15 protein-coding genes are annotated in these 14,383 nt (G+C 64.5%); 10 read left to right on the top strand and 5 right to left on the bottom strand.

Features of this window, described 5'->3' with window-relative positions; translation table 11 throughout:
• Window positions 1–93: 93 nt before the first annotated feature.
• Together puuE and BM171_RS14295 are read left to right on the top strand one after the other, a co-directional pair.
• Entirely contained in the window at window positions 94–1,506 is a 1,413-nt protein-coding gene (gene puuE / locus BM171_RS14300; RefSeq protein WP_245760276.1) for an allantoinase PuuE, read from the top strand.
• Window positions 1,503–1,988 (top strand): ureidoglycolate lyase, encoded by a 486-nt coding sequence (locus tag BM171_RS14295; RefSeq protein ID WP_093013792.1) that lies wholly within the window; start codon window positions 1,503–1,505, stop codon window positions 1,986–1,988. The genes puuE and BM171_RS14295 overlap by 4 nt, the downstream gene beginning before the upstream one ends.
• On the opposite strand, the gene BM171_RS14290 is transcribed toward BM171_RS14295, so the two are convergent.
• Entirely contained in the window at window positions 1,985–2,806 is an 822-nt protein-coding gene (locus BM171_RS14290) for a bifunctional allantoicase/(S)-ureidoglycine aminohydrolase (protein ID WP_093013789.1), read from the bottom strand. The genes BM171_RS14295 and BM171_RS14290 overlap by 4 nt on opposite strands.
• A 191-nt stretch (window positions 2,807–2,997) precedes the next feature.
• On the opposite strand from BM171_RS14290, the gene BM171_RS14285 reads away from it, so the two are divergent.
• The 4 genes from BM171_RS14285 to BM171_RS14270 all read left to right on the top strand — a co-directional run bounded on the left by BM171_RS14285 (window position 2,998) and on the right by BM171_RS14270 (window position 7,870).
• Window positions 2,998–4,266 (top strand): imelysin family protein, encoded by a 1,269-nt coding sequence (locus tag BM171_RS14285; protein WP_093013786.1) that lies wholly within the window; start codon window positions 2,998–3,000, stop codon window positions 4,264–4,266.
• Window positions 4,267–4,339: 73 nt separating this feature from the next.
• A complete protein-coding gene (locus BM171_RS14280; protein ID WP_093013783.1) occupies window positions 4,340–5,752 on the top strand; it encodes a di-heme oxidoreductase family protein in 1,413 nt (470 codons plus the stop codon).
• Complete coding sequence (locus BM171_RS14275; RefSeq protein WP_093013780.1) at window positions 5,752–6,822, top strand: imelysin family protein; 1,071 nt, start codon at window positions 5,752–5,754, stop codon at window positions 6,820–6,822. The genes BM171_RS14280 and BM171_RS14275 overlap by 1 nt, the downstream gene beginning before the upstream one ends.
• Window positions 6,812–7,870, top strand: a complete 1,059-nt coding sequence (locus BM171_RS14270; protein ID WP_093013777.1) for a DUF1513 domain-containing protein — start codon at window positions 6,812–6,814, stop codon at window positions 7,868–7,870. Before BM171_RS14275 ends, BM171_RS14270 begins: the two co-directional genes overlap by 11 nt.
• A gap of 47 nt (window positions 7,871–7,917) precedes the next feature.
• Here BM171_RS14270 and BM171_RS14265 read toward each other — a convergent pair whose 3' ends face one another.
• Genes BM171_RS14265 through BM171_RS14255 form a run of 3 tightly spaced genes read right to left on the bottom strand, consistent with a single transcriptional unit; the run spans window position 7,918 to window position 10,935 of the window.
• Window positions 7,918–8,928 (bottom strand): cytochrome d ubiquinol oxidase subunit II, encoded by a 1,011-nt coding sequence (locus BM171_RS14265; protein ID WP_093014005.1) that lies wholly within the window; start codon window positions 8,926–8,928, stop codon window positions 7,918–7,920.
• A 14-nt stretch (window positions 8,929–8,942) separates the two neighbouring features.
• On the bottom strand, window positions 8,943–10,376 hold the full coding sequence (locus BM171_RS14260) for a cytochrome ubiquinol oxidase subunit I (RefSeq protein WP_245760275.1): 1,434 nt from the start codon (window positions 10,374–10,376) through the stop codon (window positions 8,943–8,945).
• 1 nt (window position 10,377) lies between these two features.
• Window positions 10,378–10,935: a GbsR/MarR family transcriptional regulator gene (locus BM171_RS14255; protein WP_093013774.1), complete on the bottom strand. Its 558-nt coding sequence runs from the start codon at window positions 10,933–10,935 to the stop codon at window positions 10,378–10,380.
• 162 nt (window positions 10,936–11,097) lie between these two features.
• On the opposite strand from BM171_RS14255, the gene BM171_RS19000 reads away from it, so the two are divergent.
• The 3 genes from BM171_RS19000 (at window position 11,098) to BM171_RS18995 (ending at window position 12,443) form a co-directional block, all read left to right on the top strand.
• The gene (locus BM171_RS19000; RefSeq protein WP_175497566.1) at window positions 11,098–11,262 is read left to right on the top strand and encodes a hypothetical protein; all 165 of its coding nucleotides are present in this window, start codon (window positions 11,098–11,100) and stop codon (window positions 11,260–11,262) included.
• Window positions 11,263–11,685: 423 nt separating this feature from the next.
• Window positions 11,686–12,111, top strand: a complete 426-nt coding sequence (locus BM171_RS14250) for a hypothetical protein (RefSeq protein ID WP_175497565.1) — start codon at window positions 11,686–11,688, stop codon at window positions 12,109–12,111.
• A 161-nt stretch (window positions 12,112–12,272) separates the two neighbouring features.
• Window positions 12,273–12,443, top strand: coding sequence for a hypothetical protein (locus BM171_RS18995; RefSeq protein ID WP_175497564.1), 171 nt, complete (start codon window positions 12,273–12,275; stop codon window positions 12,441–12,443).
• A 36-nt stretch (window positions 12,444–12,479) separates the two neighbouring features.
• Here the strand turns inward: BM171_RS18995 and BM171_RS14240 are convergent, their stop codons facing one another.
• Window positions 12,480–12,965: a flavodoxin family protein gene (locus BM171_RS14240; RefSeq protein WP_093013765.1), complete on the bottom strand. Its 486-nt coding sequence runs from the start codon at window positions 12,963–12,965 to the stop codon at window positions 12,480–12,482.
• Between the two features lie 251 nt (window positions 12,966–13,216).
• On the opposite strand from BM171_RS14240, the gene BM171_RS14235 reads away from it, so the two are divergent.
• On the top strand, window positions 13,217–14,377 hold the full coding sequence (locus BM171_RS14235; RefSeq protein WP_093013762.1) for an efflux RND transporter periplasmic adaptor subunit: 1,161 nt from the start codon (window positions 13,217–13,219) through the stop codon (window positions 14,375–14,377).
• The last annotated feature ends 6 nt before the right edge of the window (window positions 14,378–14,383 follow it).

Genomic DNA, 14,383 nt, shown 5'->3' with positions numbered 1-14,383 from the left:
CTATGCCTGTCGCGCGCAGGCTTGCCAATCCGACTTGATCCTCGCGGCGTGCTCCGCGATCTATGTCGGGACGGGACAGAAGGGACATCGATCGTGACACGCTATCCGCGAGACATGCGCGGCCATGGGCCGAAGCCTCCTCATGCGAACTGGCCGAACGGTGCGAAGATCGCCGTACAGATCGTGCTGAATTACGAAGAAGGCGGTGAGAACAACATCTTGCATGGCGATGCGGCCTCCGAGGCGTTTCTGTCCGAGATAACTGGCGCGCAGCCATGGCCCGGTCAGCGGCACTGGAACATGGAGACGATCTACGAATACGGCGCGCGCGCCGGGTTCTGGCGCGTTCACGGACTGCTGAAGCATCTGCCGATCACCGTCTACGGCGTCGCCACCGCGCTTGCCCGCGCGCCGGAGCAGCTCGCCGCGATGCAGGAGGCCGGCTGGGAGATCGCGAGCCACGGGCTCAAATGGATCCAGCACAAGGACATGGACCCCGAGGAAGAGCGCGCGCAGATCCGCGAGGCGATCCGCTTGCATACAGAGGTGACCGGTGCGCCCCCACGCGGCTGGTATACCGGGCGCTGCTCGATGGAGACTGTACGGCTTGCGGCGGAAGAGGGAAATTTTGATTATATCGCAGACAGTTATGCTGATGACTTGCCGTATTGGGTGAAGGCGGGCGGCCGCGATCAGCTGATCGTGCCCTACACGATGGATTGCAACGATATGCGTTTCGCGATCCAGGCGGGCTTCACCGATGGCACGCAATTCGAGGGCTATCTGAAAGACAGTTTCGACATGCTCCATGCCGAGGGCGAAGCGGGTGCGCCGAAGATGTTGTCCATCGGATTGCATTGCCGCCTGATCGGGCGGCCCGGCCGCGCGATGGCGCTGAAACGCGCGCTCGATCACATGGCGGCGCATGAAGGGGTCTGGTTCGCGACGCGCGCCGAGATCGCGGAGCATTGGGCGCGGGAGCATCCGCCCACGTCCCGCCAGCGTCCCTCAGAGATGGATCGCGAGAGCTTCGTCGCCGAATTTGGCGGCATTTTCGAGCACAGCCCCTGGATCGCCGAGCGCGCGCATGATCTCGAGCTTGGCCCCGCACATGATTGCGCGGCGGGCGTGCATAATGCTCTTGCGCGGATCTTCCGTTCGGCCGAGGAGCCGCGCCGGCTCGAGGTTCTGAAGGCGCACCCGGATCTCGCGGGCAAACTTGCCGCAGCGAAGCGTCTCACGGCCGAGTCCACGGCGGAGCAGGCGTCGGCGGGGCTTGACGCGCTGACCGACGAGGAACGCGAGGCATTCACCAAGATGAACGAGGCTTACACCGAGAAGTTCGGCTTTCCCTTCATCATCGCGGTCAAGGACAACACGAAGGCGACGATCATGCAGGCCTTCAAGGATCGGCTGAACAATGATCGTGCCACGGAGTTCGAGACGGCCTGCCGGCAGGTGGAGCGTATCGCCAAGCTGCGCCTTCTGGACAAGCTTGGCGCATGAGCCGGGTTATTCGCATGGAGCCGCTGACAGCGAAGGCTTTCGCGCCCTTTGGCGACGTGCTGGAGGTCTCGGGCGCGCCTGACAAGATCATCAACCAGGGGCTTTGCGGGCGGTATCACGACCGGGCGACGCTTGACTTCGCCGATGGACGCTCCGGGATCAGCCTTTTTGATGCCGAGCCGCGAAGCCTGCCCATGCGCCTCGAGATGGTCGAGCGGCATCCGGAGGGAAGCCAGGCTTTCGTGCCGATGTCGCAGGAGCCGTTCCTCGTGATCGTTGCCCCGGACGAGGGCGGCGTGCCGGGCGTGCCGCGCGCGTTTTTGACCGCGCAGGGGCAGGGTGTGAACTACCACCGGGGCACATGGCACGGGGTTCTCACGCCGCTCGCTGCGCCGGGATTGTTCGCGGTGGTGGACAGGATCGGCGCAGGCGCGAACCTCGAGGAGCATTGGTTCGACGCGCCTTTCGAGGTCACACGCTAGAGGCTCAGCGGGGCGTGTCGGTTCACGTCCTTGTAAAGCAGGTAGCGGAACGGGCCGGGCCCGCCTGCATAGCACGCTTGCGGGCAGAAGGCGCGGAGCCACATGAAATCGCCCGCCTCGACCTCGACCCAGTCGGTATTGAGCCGGTAGACCGCCTTCCCCTCGAGCACGTAGAGACCGTGCTCCATCACATGCGTTTCGAGGAACGGGATCACCGCACCGGGCTGGAGCGTGACGATCGTGACGTGCATGTCATGTCGCATGTCCGCCGGATCGACGAAGCGCGTCGTCGCCCATCTGCCCTCCGTTCCCGGCATCGGCGTCGGCGCGATGTCGGCCTCGTTCAGGATCAGCACATCCGGCTCGGCCAAGCCGGGGGCTGGCACATAGGCTTTCCGGATCCAGTGGAAGCGCAGGGGCATGTCGCCCTCGTTAAATAACTGCCATTTCGAAGAAGGCGGCAGGTAGGCATAACCGCCGGGTGTGAGGCTGTGCGGCGCGCCATTCACCGTCAGGCTTGCTGTGCCGTCCACCACGAAAAGCACGGCCTCCGCGCGATGATCGGTCTCGGGGTCGGCAGAGCCGCCGCCCGGCGCGACGTCCACGATGTATTGCGAAAATGTCTCCGCAAAGCCCGAGAGCGGGCGCGCAAGCACCCAAAGACGCGTATCGCTCCAGCCCGGAAGATAACTCGTCACGATGTCCTGCATCGTGCCTCGGGGTAGCACGGCATAGGCTTCGGTGAAGACCGCGCGGCCCGAAAGGAGCTGCTCCTGACCGGGGTGGCCGCCCTTGGGCGCGTAGTAGGTGCCGCTCATCTGTGCCTCGGAAACGTCTGCGTTTGCAGGAAGGATACGCGCTGGATCACGCCGTGTGCAACGTGATTGCCGCCCGCGGGCCAGGGCTGCGAGGGCGATGAAATAGTCTGACTAAAATAATCGGAGATTGACGTGGGCTGAATTTCTGACCAAACATATCAACAATTCAAAACCAGCAGGGGGACGCGATCATGCGCTCGACGGGCTTCATCTCATTCGCATCGGTGCTGGCACTTGGTGCTGGCATGGCGCAGGCGCAATCGGCGCGGGACGTGATCGACGGATATGCCGATCTGGCCGAGGCGAAATATACCGACAGTCTCGACGCGGCGCGGGTGCTCGACGCTGCGATAGATGCGTTCATCTCGTCCCCGTCCGAAGAAAGCTTCGCGGAAGCAAAGGCGGCATGGCTCGATGCGCGTGTGCCCTACCAGCAGACCGAAGCCTACCGCTTCGGCAATCCGGCCGTCGATGAATGGGAAGGCAAGGTCAACGCCTGGCCGCTCGACGAGGGCCTGATCGATTACGTGGACACCTCGCTCTACGGCGAGACCAGCGAAGAGAACAACTTCTTCCGCGCCAACGTTATCGCAAATCCCGAGATCTCGGTCGGCGGGCAATCCGTCGATGCAGGCACGATCACGCCCGAGCTTCTGCAAGACTTGCACGAGATCGACGGCGTCGAGGCCAACGTGGCCACGGGATACCATGCCATCGAGTTCCTGCTCTGGGGGCAGGACCTGAACGGCACCGATGCCGGCGCAGGCCAACGCGAATGGACCGATTACGCGGCGGATGACTGCACCAACGGCAATTGCGAACGCCGCGCGGAATATCTGGCCGCCGCGTCCGACCTGCTCGTCTCCGACCTCGAGGACATCGTCGCGGCCTGGGGCGAGGATGGCGAGGCGCGCACCAATCTCGACGAGATGTCGGATGGCGAGGGGATCGCCACGATCCTGACCGGGCTCGGATCGCTGAGCTACGGCGAGCTTGCCGGTGAACGCATGAAGCTTGGCCTCATCCTGCACGACCCCGAGGAGGAGCATGATTGCTTCGCCGACAACACGCACAATTCGCATTTCTACGACGCCAAGGGTATCCAGAACGTCTATCTCGGGAGCTATACCGCGCTCGACGGCACCGAGACGTCCGTGCCCTCCCTCGCGGATCTCGTGCAATCGGTCGACCCGGCCCTGCATGAAGAGATGACCGCGAAGCTCGACGCGACGATGGAGGCGATGGGTGCGATCAAGGATCGCGCCGATACGGGCACGGAATCTTACGACCAGATGATCGGCTACGGCAACGAGGAGGGCAACGCGCTCGTGCAAGGCGGGATCGACGCGCTGGTGGACCAGACGCGCACGATCGAGGCGCTGGTTGCGACGCTCGACGCCTCCGAGATCAACGTCGAAGGATCGGATTCGCTCGATAATCCGGGCGCGGTCTTCCAGTAAGCCCCCGACATTCTAGACCTATGGCGGGGGGCGCTTTTCGGAAGCGGCCCCCGGTCCCTTTCAAGGAGCAGTCATGCAACGCGGCGCGATCACGGGCCTCTGGGCCGCCACGTTCCTTGCCGGTGTCACGACACTTGCGAGCGCCGAGACCGCCGCGGAGCGCAAGGCACGCATCCTCGCCCCGACACAGGATTTCAGCGAGGCCGAGCAGTTCGAGCTTTACCAGGGGGGCTCTGGCACAAATACCGAGCGCCTCGACGCGAACGCGTTCTCGCTGCCCTCCGCCGCGCTGAGCTTCGAGCAACGGTCTGATTTCTTCGTCGGCAACGGCGTCTTCGATCGCCCTTGGGTCGCCGCGCCGTCCTCGACCACAGGCTCGGACGGTCTTGGCCCGTATTTCAACGCACGCTCCTGCCAAGGCTGTCACATCAAGGACGGTCGCGGCCATCCGCCCGAAGAGGGCGACAGCAACATGGTTTCGATGCTCTTTGCATTGAGCGATCCGTCGGGCGCGCCCGACCCCGTCCTCGGGCACCAGTTCCAGGATCAGGCGGTGACCGGCATGGCAGCCGAAGGCAAGGTCCGTGTCAGCTACGAGACCGTGTCGTTCGAATATCCCGACGGCACGCGCGTCGAGCTGCGACATCCCGCCTACAAGACCGGCGCCGACCTTGCGCCCGGCGTTGCCTTGAAGCCGCGCATCGCGCCGCCGATGATCGGGCTTGGCCTCATCGAAGCGATCCCGCCGGAGGACATCCGCGCCTATGTCGATGCGGAGGATACGGATGGGGACGGCATCTCGGGCCGCCCGCACATCCTCGAGGATGGCACCCTCGGCCGCTTCGGCTGGAAGGCGACGGCGGGCTCGATCCTCGAGCAATCAGCGATCGCGTTCTCGAACGATATGGGCCTTTCGACCCGGCTTATCGCGGCGGCCTATGGCGACTGCACCGAGGCGCAGGGCGATTGCCGGAACGCGTTTCACGGCGACGATGACGGCGCGCCCGAAATCGCCGACGACCTTCTGGACCTCGTGACGTTCTACTCTGCCAACCTTGCCGTTCCGGCCCGGCGTGATCCCGGTGCGCCGGATGTCCTGGCGGGCAAGGCGCTGTTCTACGAGGCAGGCTGCACCTCATGCCATGTGCCGAAATACGCCACTGCCAGCGATGCCGCGCCCGAACAGCGCAACCAGCTCATCTGGCCCTACAGCGATTTCCTTCTGCATGACATGGGAGAAGGGCTGTCCGACCGGACACCGACCGGCGATGTCGCGGCCTCCGAATGGCGCACGCCGCCGCTTTGGGGGATTGGCCTTACGGAAACGGTGAGCGGGCATACCTACTTTCTTCATGACGGCCGGGCTCGCTCGCTCGAAGAAGCGATCCTCTGGCATGACGGAGAAGCACGCGCGTCCCGCGATGCCTTCGCAGCCTTCACTGCCGACGAACGCGAGCAAATCCTGCAATTCCTCGGGAGTCTTTGATGCGCCTTCTGACCTTGACCCTGTGCCTTGTTCCGACGCTCGGCGTCGCGCAGAGCCGGTTCACGCCTGAAGAGGCCCGGATCTTGCAGAAGGGTCTCACCGTCACGGCCGAGGAGTTCATTTTGCCCGCATACCGTGCGCAGGAAGAGGCCGCGGCCCGGCTGACTTCCGCGCTCGGGGCCTATTGCGGCGGCGACGGCGCGCTTGACGAGGTGCGTGACGGCTACGCGGATCTCTTTCTTGCCTGGCAGCGCGCGGGGCTGGTGAAACTCGGCCCGGTCACGGAAGCGGAAGGTCCGATGCGCGTGCAGCTCTGGCCCGACCCCAAGGGGTTCTCACGCCGCGCGGTGCTCGCGGCACGGAACGACGAGGATCCGGCGATGCTGGAGGAGGGGGCGCTCGAAGGGCGGTCGATCGCTCTGGTGAACCTGACGGCGCTCGAGGATCTGGTGCAGTCCGACCTCACCCCCGGCAGCTATTACTGCGATCTGGCGCGCGCCATTGCCGATTATCAGGACGATCTGGCGCAGGGCTTCGTCGATGAATGGACGCCGGGCGCGCCCTTTCGCGATGCCTTCGACAGCGCGTCGGATGGAAACGACACCTATGGCAGCGTCGACGATCTCATCCGCGAATTCCTGTCGGGCCTGGTGGTGTCGACCGACCGGATCCGCAAGAACAAGATCGCGCGCGGGCTCGGGGCCGAACCGGGCGAGACTTACCCCGAACGCACCGAGGCGGTCGCGATCGGTCTTGGCCTCGAGAGCATCAGGGCGAGTTTTTCGGGGCTCGCGGACCTCTACGAAGTTCCGGGAGGCTTTTTTCAAATGACCCCTGAGGCTGGAGGGCTCATGGATCATTACATGCATGGCCAGACTGCCCGGAGCGTCGCCGAGACGCTGCAAGGTGAGACGCGCAGCCTTGTCGAGATCGCTGAGGCGGATGGCGAGATGGCCGCGACGCTGCGCCGCTACGGCGAGCTGTTGGTGTTCCAGGAGGCCTACCTCAAAGCCGGACTTGCCGAGTCCCTCGGGCTGACAGCCGGGTTCTCTGCCGCCGATGGCGATTGAGCCCTTCAGCCGCCGGACGCTCCTGCGTCACGCAGCGCTGGGGCTCGGCGTGGTCGCCTGCGGCCGCGCGCTCGGTCAACCTGCGGATCGCGCGGCCTATATCGGCATCGAGACGCAAGCCGCGACTGAGCTCAGCAAGGCGGCCTTCTATTCCGAGACCGGGCGCATGCTGGACCGCGTGCCCCTTGATTTCAGGGCGCACGGTATGGCGGCGCACGGATCGCGCGTCGTGGTCTTTCCGCGCCGCCCCGGCACGCGGTTTGCGCTGATCGACGAGGCGACGCTTGAAATCGTCGGGCGGGTCGATGCGCCCGAGGGGCGGCATTTCTTCGGGCACGGGGCCTTCACCACCGATGGTCGCCACCTCATCGTCACCGAGAACGACCTTGAGACTTTGCAAGGCGCGCTCGGCGTCTATCGTTGCGAGGGCACGCCCCGCCGGATCGGGCAGATCGACCTGCCGGGGCCGGGGCCCCACGAGATCACACGGCATCCGGAACGCGATCTTTTCTTCATCGCGCTCGGCGGGCTCGAGACGCATCCGGCCTATGGGCGCACGCCGCTCAACCTGCATGATTTTCGCAGCCAGGTGCTGAGTTTCGACTTCGCGTCGGGCCGTGTCGAGCCGATGGATGTCTGGCCGGGGAGCGAGGGCGTCTCGCTCCGCCACCTGGCGATGGATCATGCCGGGCGGCTCTATGTCGGCGGGCAGGTAGCGGACGAAGCGCGGGGCGATCCTGCATCGGTTTTGTGGCTCGTAGAGGACGGGCAGGAGCACCGGATCGCGGAAGGCGCGGCCCTTGGCGGCTATGTCTCGTCCATCGCCGCGCATGGCTCCGAAGCGCGTGCGACCTCCAAGGAAAGCGGGGCGATCCTGCATCTCGACGGGCGCTCGGCCCGCGAGGCTGGCCGGATCGAAGGGGCAGGGGGCGCGGCGCTGTCGAGCCGGGCCGAGGCGGTCTCAGGCTATCGGATCCTTTCGCTCAACGGCGAGACGATCCGCCCGGAGGACGGCGCCGAATTTGACAATCACGGCTTCGCCCTCTGAGGCGGGCACGGGTCAGAAGGGACGCAATTTGCGCCCCTTCCTAGGGATCAGTCATATCTGAGTTCGGTCGCCTTGCCGCGGAACACCGTGTAGGAGAGCGCCGTGTATCCGCTGATGACCGGCAGCACGAAGAGCGCGCCGACCAGGATGATGATCAGGCTCTCGGGCGCGGCTGCCGCTGCGTAGATCGTGAGCTGGTCGGGCACGACGTAAGGGTAGAACGAGTAGGCCAGCCCCACGAAGGCGAGGCCGAACAGGGCTACCGTCGCCGCGAACGGAAACCAGGCCCAGCTGTCATTCTTCGTCGGCAGGTGGCGCAGCCCGATCACCAGCAGCGCCGCGAGCGCCGCGAAGGCCAGCGGCATCGGCGCGAGAAGCACGATCTCGGGAAAGGAGAACCATTTCTCGAAGATCCGCTCGGACGCGAGGGGGGAGGCGATGGAGACCGCTCCGAGCCCGCCCAGAACACCCCAGATGCCGCCGCGCGCCCAGCTTACGGCCTTACGTTGCAGCGTATCCTCCGTCTTGAAGATCAGCCAGGTCGCACCGATGAAGCTGTAGGCCACGGTGAGGAAGATGGCCGTCAACGCGGCAAAGGCCATCGCGCCGAAGCCGGGCGCGAGGCCGAGGAGGTAGGCCCCGAGCATGTAGCCCTGGCTTAGCGAGGCCATCAGCGAGCCGGCGAAAAAGGCGTGATCCCAGCTGCGCTTCTGTCCGGCGGGGGCCTTGGCACGAAATTCGAACGCGACCCCGCGCAGGATGAGTCCGATCAGCATGACCGCCACCGGCAAGTAGAGGGTTGAGAGGATCAGGCCATGCGCCGAGGGGAAGGCCACCAGAAGGAGGCCGATGGCCAGCACGAGCCATGTCTCGTTGGCGTCCCAGAAGGGTCCGATCGAGGCGATCATGCGATCGCGCTCCGCCTCGGTCGCAAGCGGTGACAGAAGGCCCACGCCAAGATCGAACCCGTCGAGGATCACGTAAATCAGGATCGAGATACCCATCAGCACCGCGAAGGTCGCAGGAAGCCAGATGGCAGGATCTCCGAAGAGGGTCATCATGAAAGCTCTCCTTATTCCGCGGGCTGCAGGACGCCGACGCCATCAGGGCCGGGCCGGTTCTCGGCAGCGAGTTCAGGGGCGGGTGTCCCGCGGGCCTTCTTGCCCGCGAGATAGAACAGCACGCCGATATACGCCGCTGTCAGGACCGCGTAGACCGCGAGATAGGCGATGAAGGTGCTCAGCACCATCGCGGGTGCGACATCGGTCACGGCGGCTTCGGTCGGCAGGACGCCGGTCACGAGCCAGGGCTGCCGTCCGATCTCGGTCACGTACCAGCCCGCAAGCGTTGCCAGCCAGCCCGAGAAGGTCATGGCGAGCGCGGCCCAGATCACCGGACGCGGCAGCCCGTCGAGGCCGCGGCGCGTGGCGAGCCAGCCGCCGCTCGCACCGGGCTTGCGCCGCGCCATGAGCGCAAGCGCGCCCCAGCTCAGAAGCAGCATCGCCATGCCGGTGCCGACCATCACACGGAAGCCGTAGAACACGGGCGCGACCGGCGGGTGCAGCACCTCTCCTTCCTCGCTGACGAAGTCGTTGAGGCCCGGCACCACGCCTTCGGGGTGGTGCTTGAGGATGAGGCTCGCGCCCGAGGGAATGCCGAGTTCGAGCCGGTTTTCGCGCGCGGCTTCGTCGGGCGCCGCAAAGAGAAGAAGCGGCACGTTCGGGCCGGTCTCCCAGTTGCCCTCCATCGCGGCGACCTTCGCCGGCTGATGTTCGAGCGTGTTGAGCCCGTGCATGTCGCCTGCGAGGATCTGCAGCGGAATGAGCAGCGCACCCGCCATCAGGCCGAAGCGCAGGGTCGTGCGGACCTCGTCGCTACGGTCTCCGCGCAGCCAGCGGAAGGCCGAAAGCCCCGCGATCAGGAAGGCGACGGTCAGGCCCGACGCCAGCAGCATGTGCACGAGGCGATAGGGCATCGACGGGTTGAAGATGATCGCCAGCCAGTCGGTCGCGTGGGCCACGCCCTCGCGCATCTCGAAGCCCGCAGGTGTGTGCATCCAGCTGTTGAGGACGATGATCCAGAAGGCGGACATGGTCGTGCCGAATGCGACGAGGAAGGTCGCGAGCGTATGCACCCAGCCGGGAACGCGCCGGAAGCCGAAGAGCATGATGCCGAGGAACACGGCCTCGAGGAAGAAGGCCGTCAGGATCTCGTAAGCGAGAAGAGGCCCGGCGATGTTGCCGACGCTCTCCATGAAGCCCGGCCAGTTGGTGCCGAACTGGAAGGACATGGTGATGCCCGAGACGACGCCCATCGCGAAGGACAGCGCAAAGACCTTCACCCAGAAGCGGTAGGCGTCCATCCAGCGTTCTTCGCCCGTCTGGTTGAAGCGGACCTTGAAGAACAAAAGCACCCAGCCGAGCGCGATGGTGATCGTCGGGAACAGGATGTGAAACGAAATGTTCGCCGCAAATTGCAGGCGCGAGAGCAGTAGCGTGTCCATCATGTCAGTTGGCCTCCTTCGTGTCGCTGCCGCCGCGCAGCGGGATGACGCGGCCCGTCGCGGTCACGAGTTTCGACAGCGTGCTGCCCGCCTTCAGAAGCGTCCGCAGCTTTTCGGTCTCGATCCGTGCGAGATCCTCGTAGAGATTGGTCAGTTCCTCGATGAGCTGGCGGAGTTCGGTAATGCGCGCGGAGGCGTAGTCCGAGGCGTCCTGCCCTTCAATCTCCAGTTCGCGCAATTTGGACAGGGTTGGATCTATCTCGCGGCGCTTGCGCTCCTCGATGAGCGTGCGCACGATCGTCATGAGATCGTCGGGCGTCGAGAAATGCTCGCGCCGGTCGTCCGGAACATCGCGGCGGCGCACCAGGCGCCAGGCCTGCAATTCCTTGAGGCCCATCGAGACGTTGGAGCGGGAGAATCCCAGCCGCTCGCAGATGTCGTCGGCGCAGAGCGGCGCTTCGCTGAGGAACAAAAGCGCGTAGATCTGCCCGACGGTGCGATTGATGCCCCAGCGGGACCCCATCTCGCCGAAGTGCAAAATGAACTCGTTTTCTGTTCTCATACAAAGCGCTCCACGGATTTCAGTATTTTCTGAAATTCATATAGGCGCTTTGTGGCGAACTCGGGAGAGGTAAGCGTGGCAGGCGACAGGATGCCGCGCATCGAACAGCGGAACCGGGCGGTGACGCTGTCTGTTAGATCGGCAGCAAAACAGGAGCGACCCATGACCGTCAGACCGGAATTCGACCGCCCCGACCCCAACCTCGCCGCGTCACGCGACGCCGCGATCGTCGATCCGCTGTCGCGGAAACGAGGCGCCTACGAGCAAAGCCGCGATATCTCCCAGCACCGCCGCTACACCGCCTTCTACGAGGATCTACAAAACTGAACTGACGAGGCCGGTGCAAAGGGGCGGCCTTATCGCTGCCGTTCCTTCCCGCGGGCGCTTCCGGCATATCTGGAAGCGCATCGGAAGCCGTTACGATCTAAGAGACTTTCCGCAAGAACCGACGCGTTCGGTCGGACCAACACGGTCATCTTGAAAGACTGAAGCTTGATTTGAAGCGCGATTCGGCGTAACCTTTCGCAATATCGTTACTGTGCGGTCTGCTTTTTCGCATTTTTATGACCGCAAACCACTGAATTTTAAAATCATGCGGCGTTTGCCGTGTTGTTATCAAGGCCGCTTCTGCGGCTCGAAAAGATTTTTCATCGCCGGGATTTCCGGCACAAATTTGATTGAGTGACGGCCGTGGCAGATGAGTCATCGGGCATTTTGGGCCCCTTCCATCCACTATTTTTCGCCGAAATCATGCGAGTCCGCTACCAGGACCTCGGCGATCTTGTCATATGGCCTTTGGACCAGGAGGGCGCGCGCTACGCGTTTCTGCCCGTCGCGCCCTCCATCCAGAAAAATCCCGACGGACAACCCCGCGTCAGTCTTATCGAGGCGGGAGAGATCGCATTCCTGAGCGTGTCGACAGAATGGATGGTGTCCGACGCGCGCCTCGAAGCCGTGCGGTCCGCGCTGGAGGCGTTGCACGATGAGCCTGTCCAACTGACCTTCGCTGCGGTGGACGGCGTGCAGGCTGCGCTCGAAATTGGCCCCAATACCCGGATCGAAGCGCAAAGCACTTCGGGAATGCCCCCTTATGCCGCGATGTTTTCAGCCCAGCTTCCCGCCGAGGCGAAGGCGATCGTGCAGGCCGCGCGCGGACCATTGGAACGCCGGATCTGATCGCTCGGGCGCGGGCCGCGGGCGCATTGGCGTTTCTGCAGGGAATATCTCCTGACCTGTACGAGCCTTTGACGAGTGCCTTGCGCTCGGTGGGCGATCGGGCTTGCGAGGCTGCCGAAAACGCCTTGCGCGACGCGACCCATTGGCCAGATGACTTGCCGTTGACCGGATCGGCCCGGTTCGAGACCGCGCCCTTGATCGTTGCCTGGGCTGACAAGCTCGGCGTGCTCGGGCTTCTTGCCGAAAGCCTCGGCTCTGAGGCCGAAGCGGCGATGCATGTCGCAAGGATGCACCGCGTGATCCGTTCGCTACTCCTGCCGGACCCGGAGTGACCGATCGCCGGTCGCCACCAAGTGGTCACCCGTGGGTCAGAACATGCCCATCGCAAGACCCGCTCCCAATGCAGCGCCGAGGTCGCGGCATTGAGCGAGATCATCTTCTGAGATGCGCTTCTCCGCCAGGATCTGTTCGGGCGTTTGCGCGTGCGTGCAGACGATGATGGGGGATTGCGCCTCCTTCAGGCGCCAGCCCTGGGCGATGCGCGCTGTCTGCCGCGCCGCGTTTTCTCCGTCCGATCCCGCGCAGACCATCTGAGCGTAGGGGCGACCCTCGATCTTGCCCAGAACGGGATAATAGCAGCGGTCGAAGAAGTCTTTCATGACACCGGCAATCGCAGCCAGATTCTCAGGCGCGCAGAAGATGTAGCCGTCGCTTGACAGAAGATCGTCCGGTCCGGTCTCCGCGGCCGTCTTGATCACGGTTTCCACTTCGTCTCGCGCCGCGTCCGCAGCGGCCTTGGCCATCTGGCGGCTGCCACCGGTTTTCGAATGATAGACGACGAGAAGCTGAGCCATGCTGCTACGCTATCTCGGGCAGAGGGGATGTCAAAGCGGCTGCGGCCCTCATGTGCTGCATGGCGCATCACCGCGACGCGCAAAGGGTGCGCCGAGGGCGGATTGCGCTTGCGCCTCGCAGTCATCCCCTATTTGCTGAGCTTTTCCGCGCCCGTATCACTTCGGCGTGTTGGCATGGCACCTCGCGCCACATGCCTTATACTCACGCTTGGCGCGCGAAGCCTCAAGGCGCAAATGCGGATATACCTACGTTGTCACTGATACGCCAATTGCTTTTGTCCGCCGCCGCGCTTGCCGCGGCGCTCTACCTCTGGATCGCCTATGTTCCGGCGGCGCAGCCCATGCTGGATCGATTGGGGGTTCTGGATCTCCTCGGGGTCGAGATGCAGGAGGCCTCTGCCTCTTCGGGTGGCGGTGGTCGCGGCTTCGGCGGCAGCACCCGCGTCGTTTCGGCGAAGGTCGAGGAACGCATGATCGAGGATCGCGTGACCGCGATCGGCGACGGGCGCGCGATCCGCTCCGTCACGGTTCGGTCCGAGGCCACCGGTCTCATCACCGATCTGCCCATCACGGCGGGGCAGCCCGTGGAAGCGGGCGATCTTGTGGCGCAACTCGACGACGAGGCCGAGCAGATCGCGCTCGAACGCGCGAAGCTCATTCTCGAGGATGCCCGCGTCGATGAGGCCCGGATCAGCCAGCTGCGCGGGTCGGGGGCGATCAGCGAAGTTGCATCCCGCGAGGCGCAGCTGACGCTTCGCACCGCCGAGTTGGCCGAACGTGAGGCGGCATTCGATCTCGAGCGGCGGCAGGTGCTCGCCCCGATATCCGGTGTTGTCGGCATCGTCGATGTGGAGGTTGGCGAGCGTATCGGCTCGCAGGAACCAATCGTGACGATCACGGACCGTTCGGTCATCCTGATCGACTTCCGGATCCCCGAGCGTGTGGTCAACAGAGTCGATCTCGGCATGACCGTGGACGTGTCTCCGCTCGGGCTCGAGGATACCGTCCTCGAGGGTGAGATCAGCGCTGTCGACACGGTAGTGGACCGCACGAGCCGGACGCTTCGCGTGCAGGCGCGGGTCGAAAATACAGACGATCGCCTGCGGGCGGGCATGGCATTCTCCGTGGCGCTCAGCTTTCCCGGCGAAACGCTCGTGTCCATCGATCCGCTTGCGCTGCAATGGTCGAGCGAGGGCGCGTTCGTCTGGGCGGTCCGCGATGGCAAGGCCGAGCGGGTCGACGCGACGATCCGGCAGCGCGACAGCGACGCGATTCTCGTCGATGCCGATCTCGAGCCCGGCGAGCGGATCGTGATCGAGGGCGTTCAGACCTTACGGCCCGGTGCCGAGGTCGAGATGATCGACGACGCGGCTGCGGCCCAGGCCGCGCAACTTCCCTCAACCCGGTCGTGACCGCGC

The sequence above is a fragment of the Roseivivax halotolerans genome, assembly GCF_900115815.1.
GTDB classification, from domain to species: domain Bacteria; phylum Pseudomonadota; class Alphaproteobacteria; order Rhodobacterales; family Rhodobacteraceae; genus Roseivivax; species Roseivivax halotolerans.
This window is presented reverse-complemented; position numbering and strand designations above follow the sequence as displayed.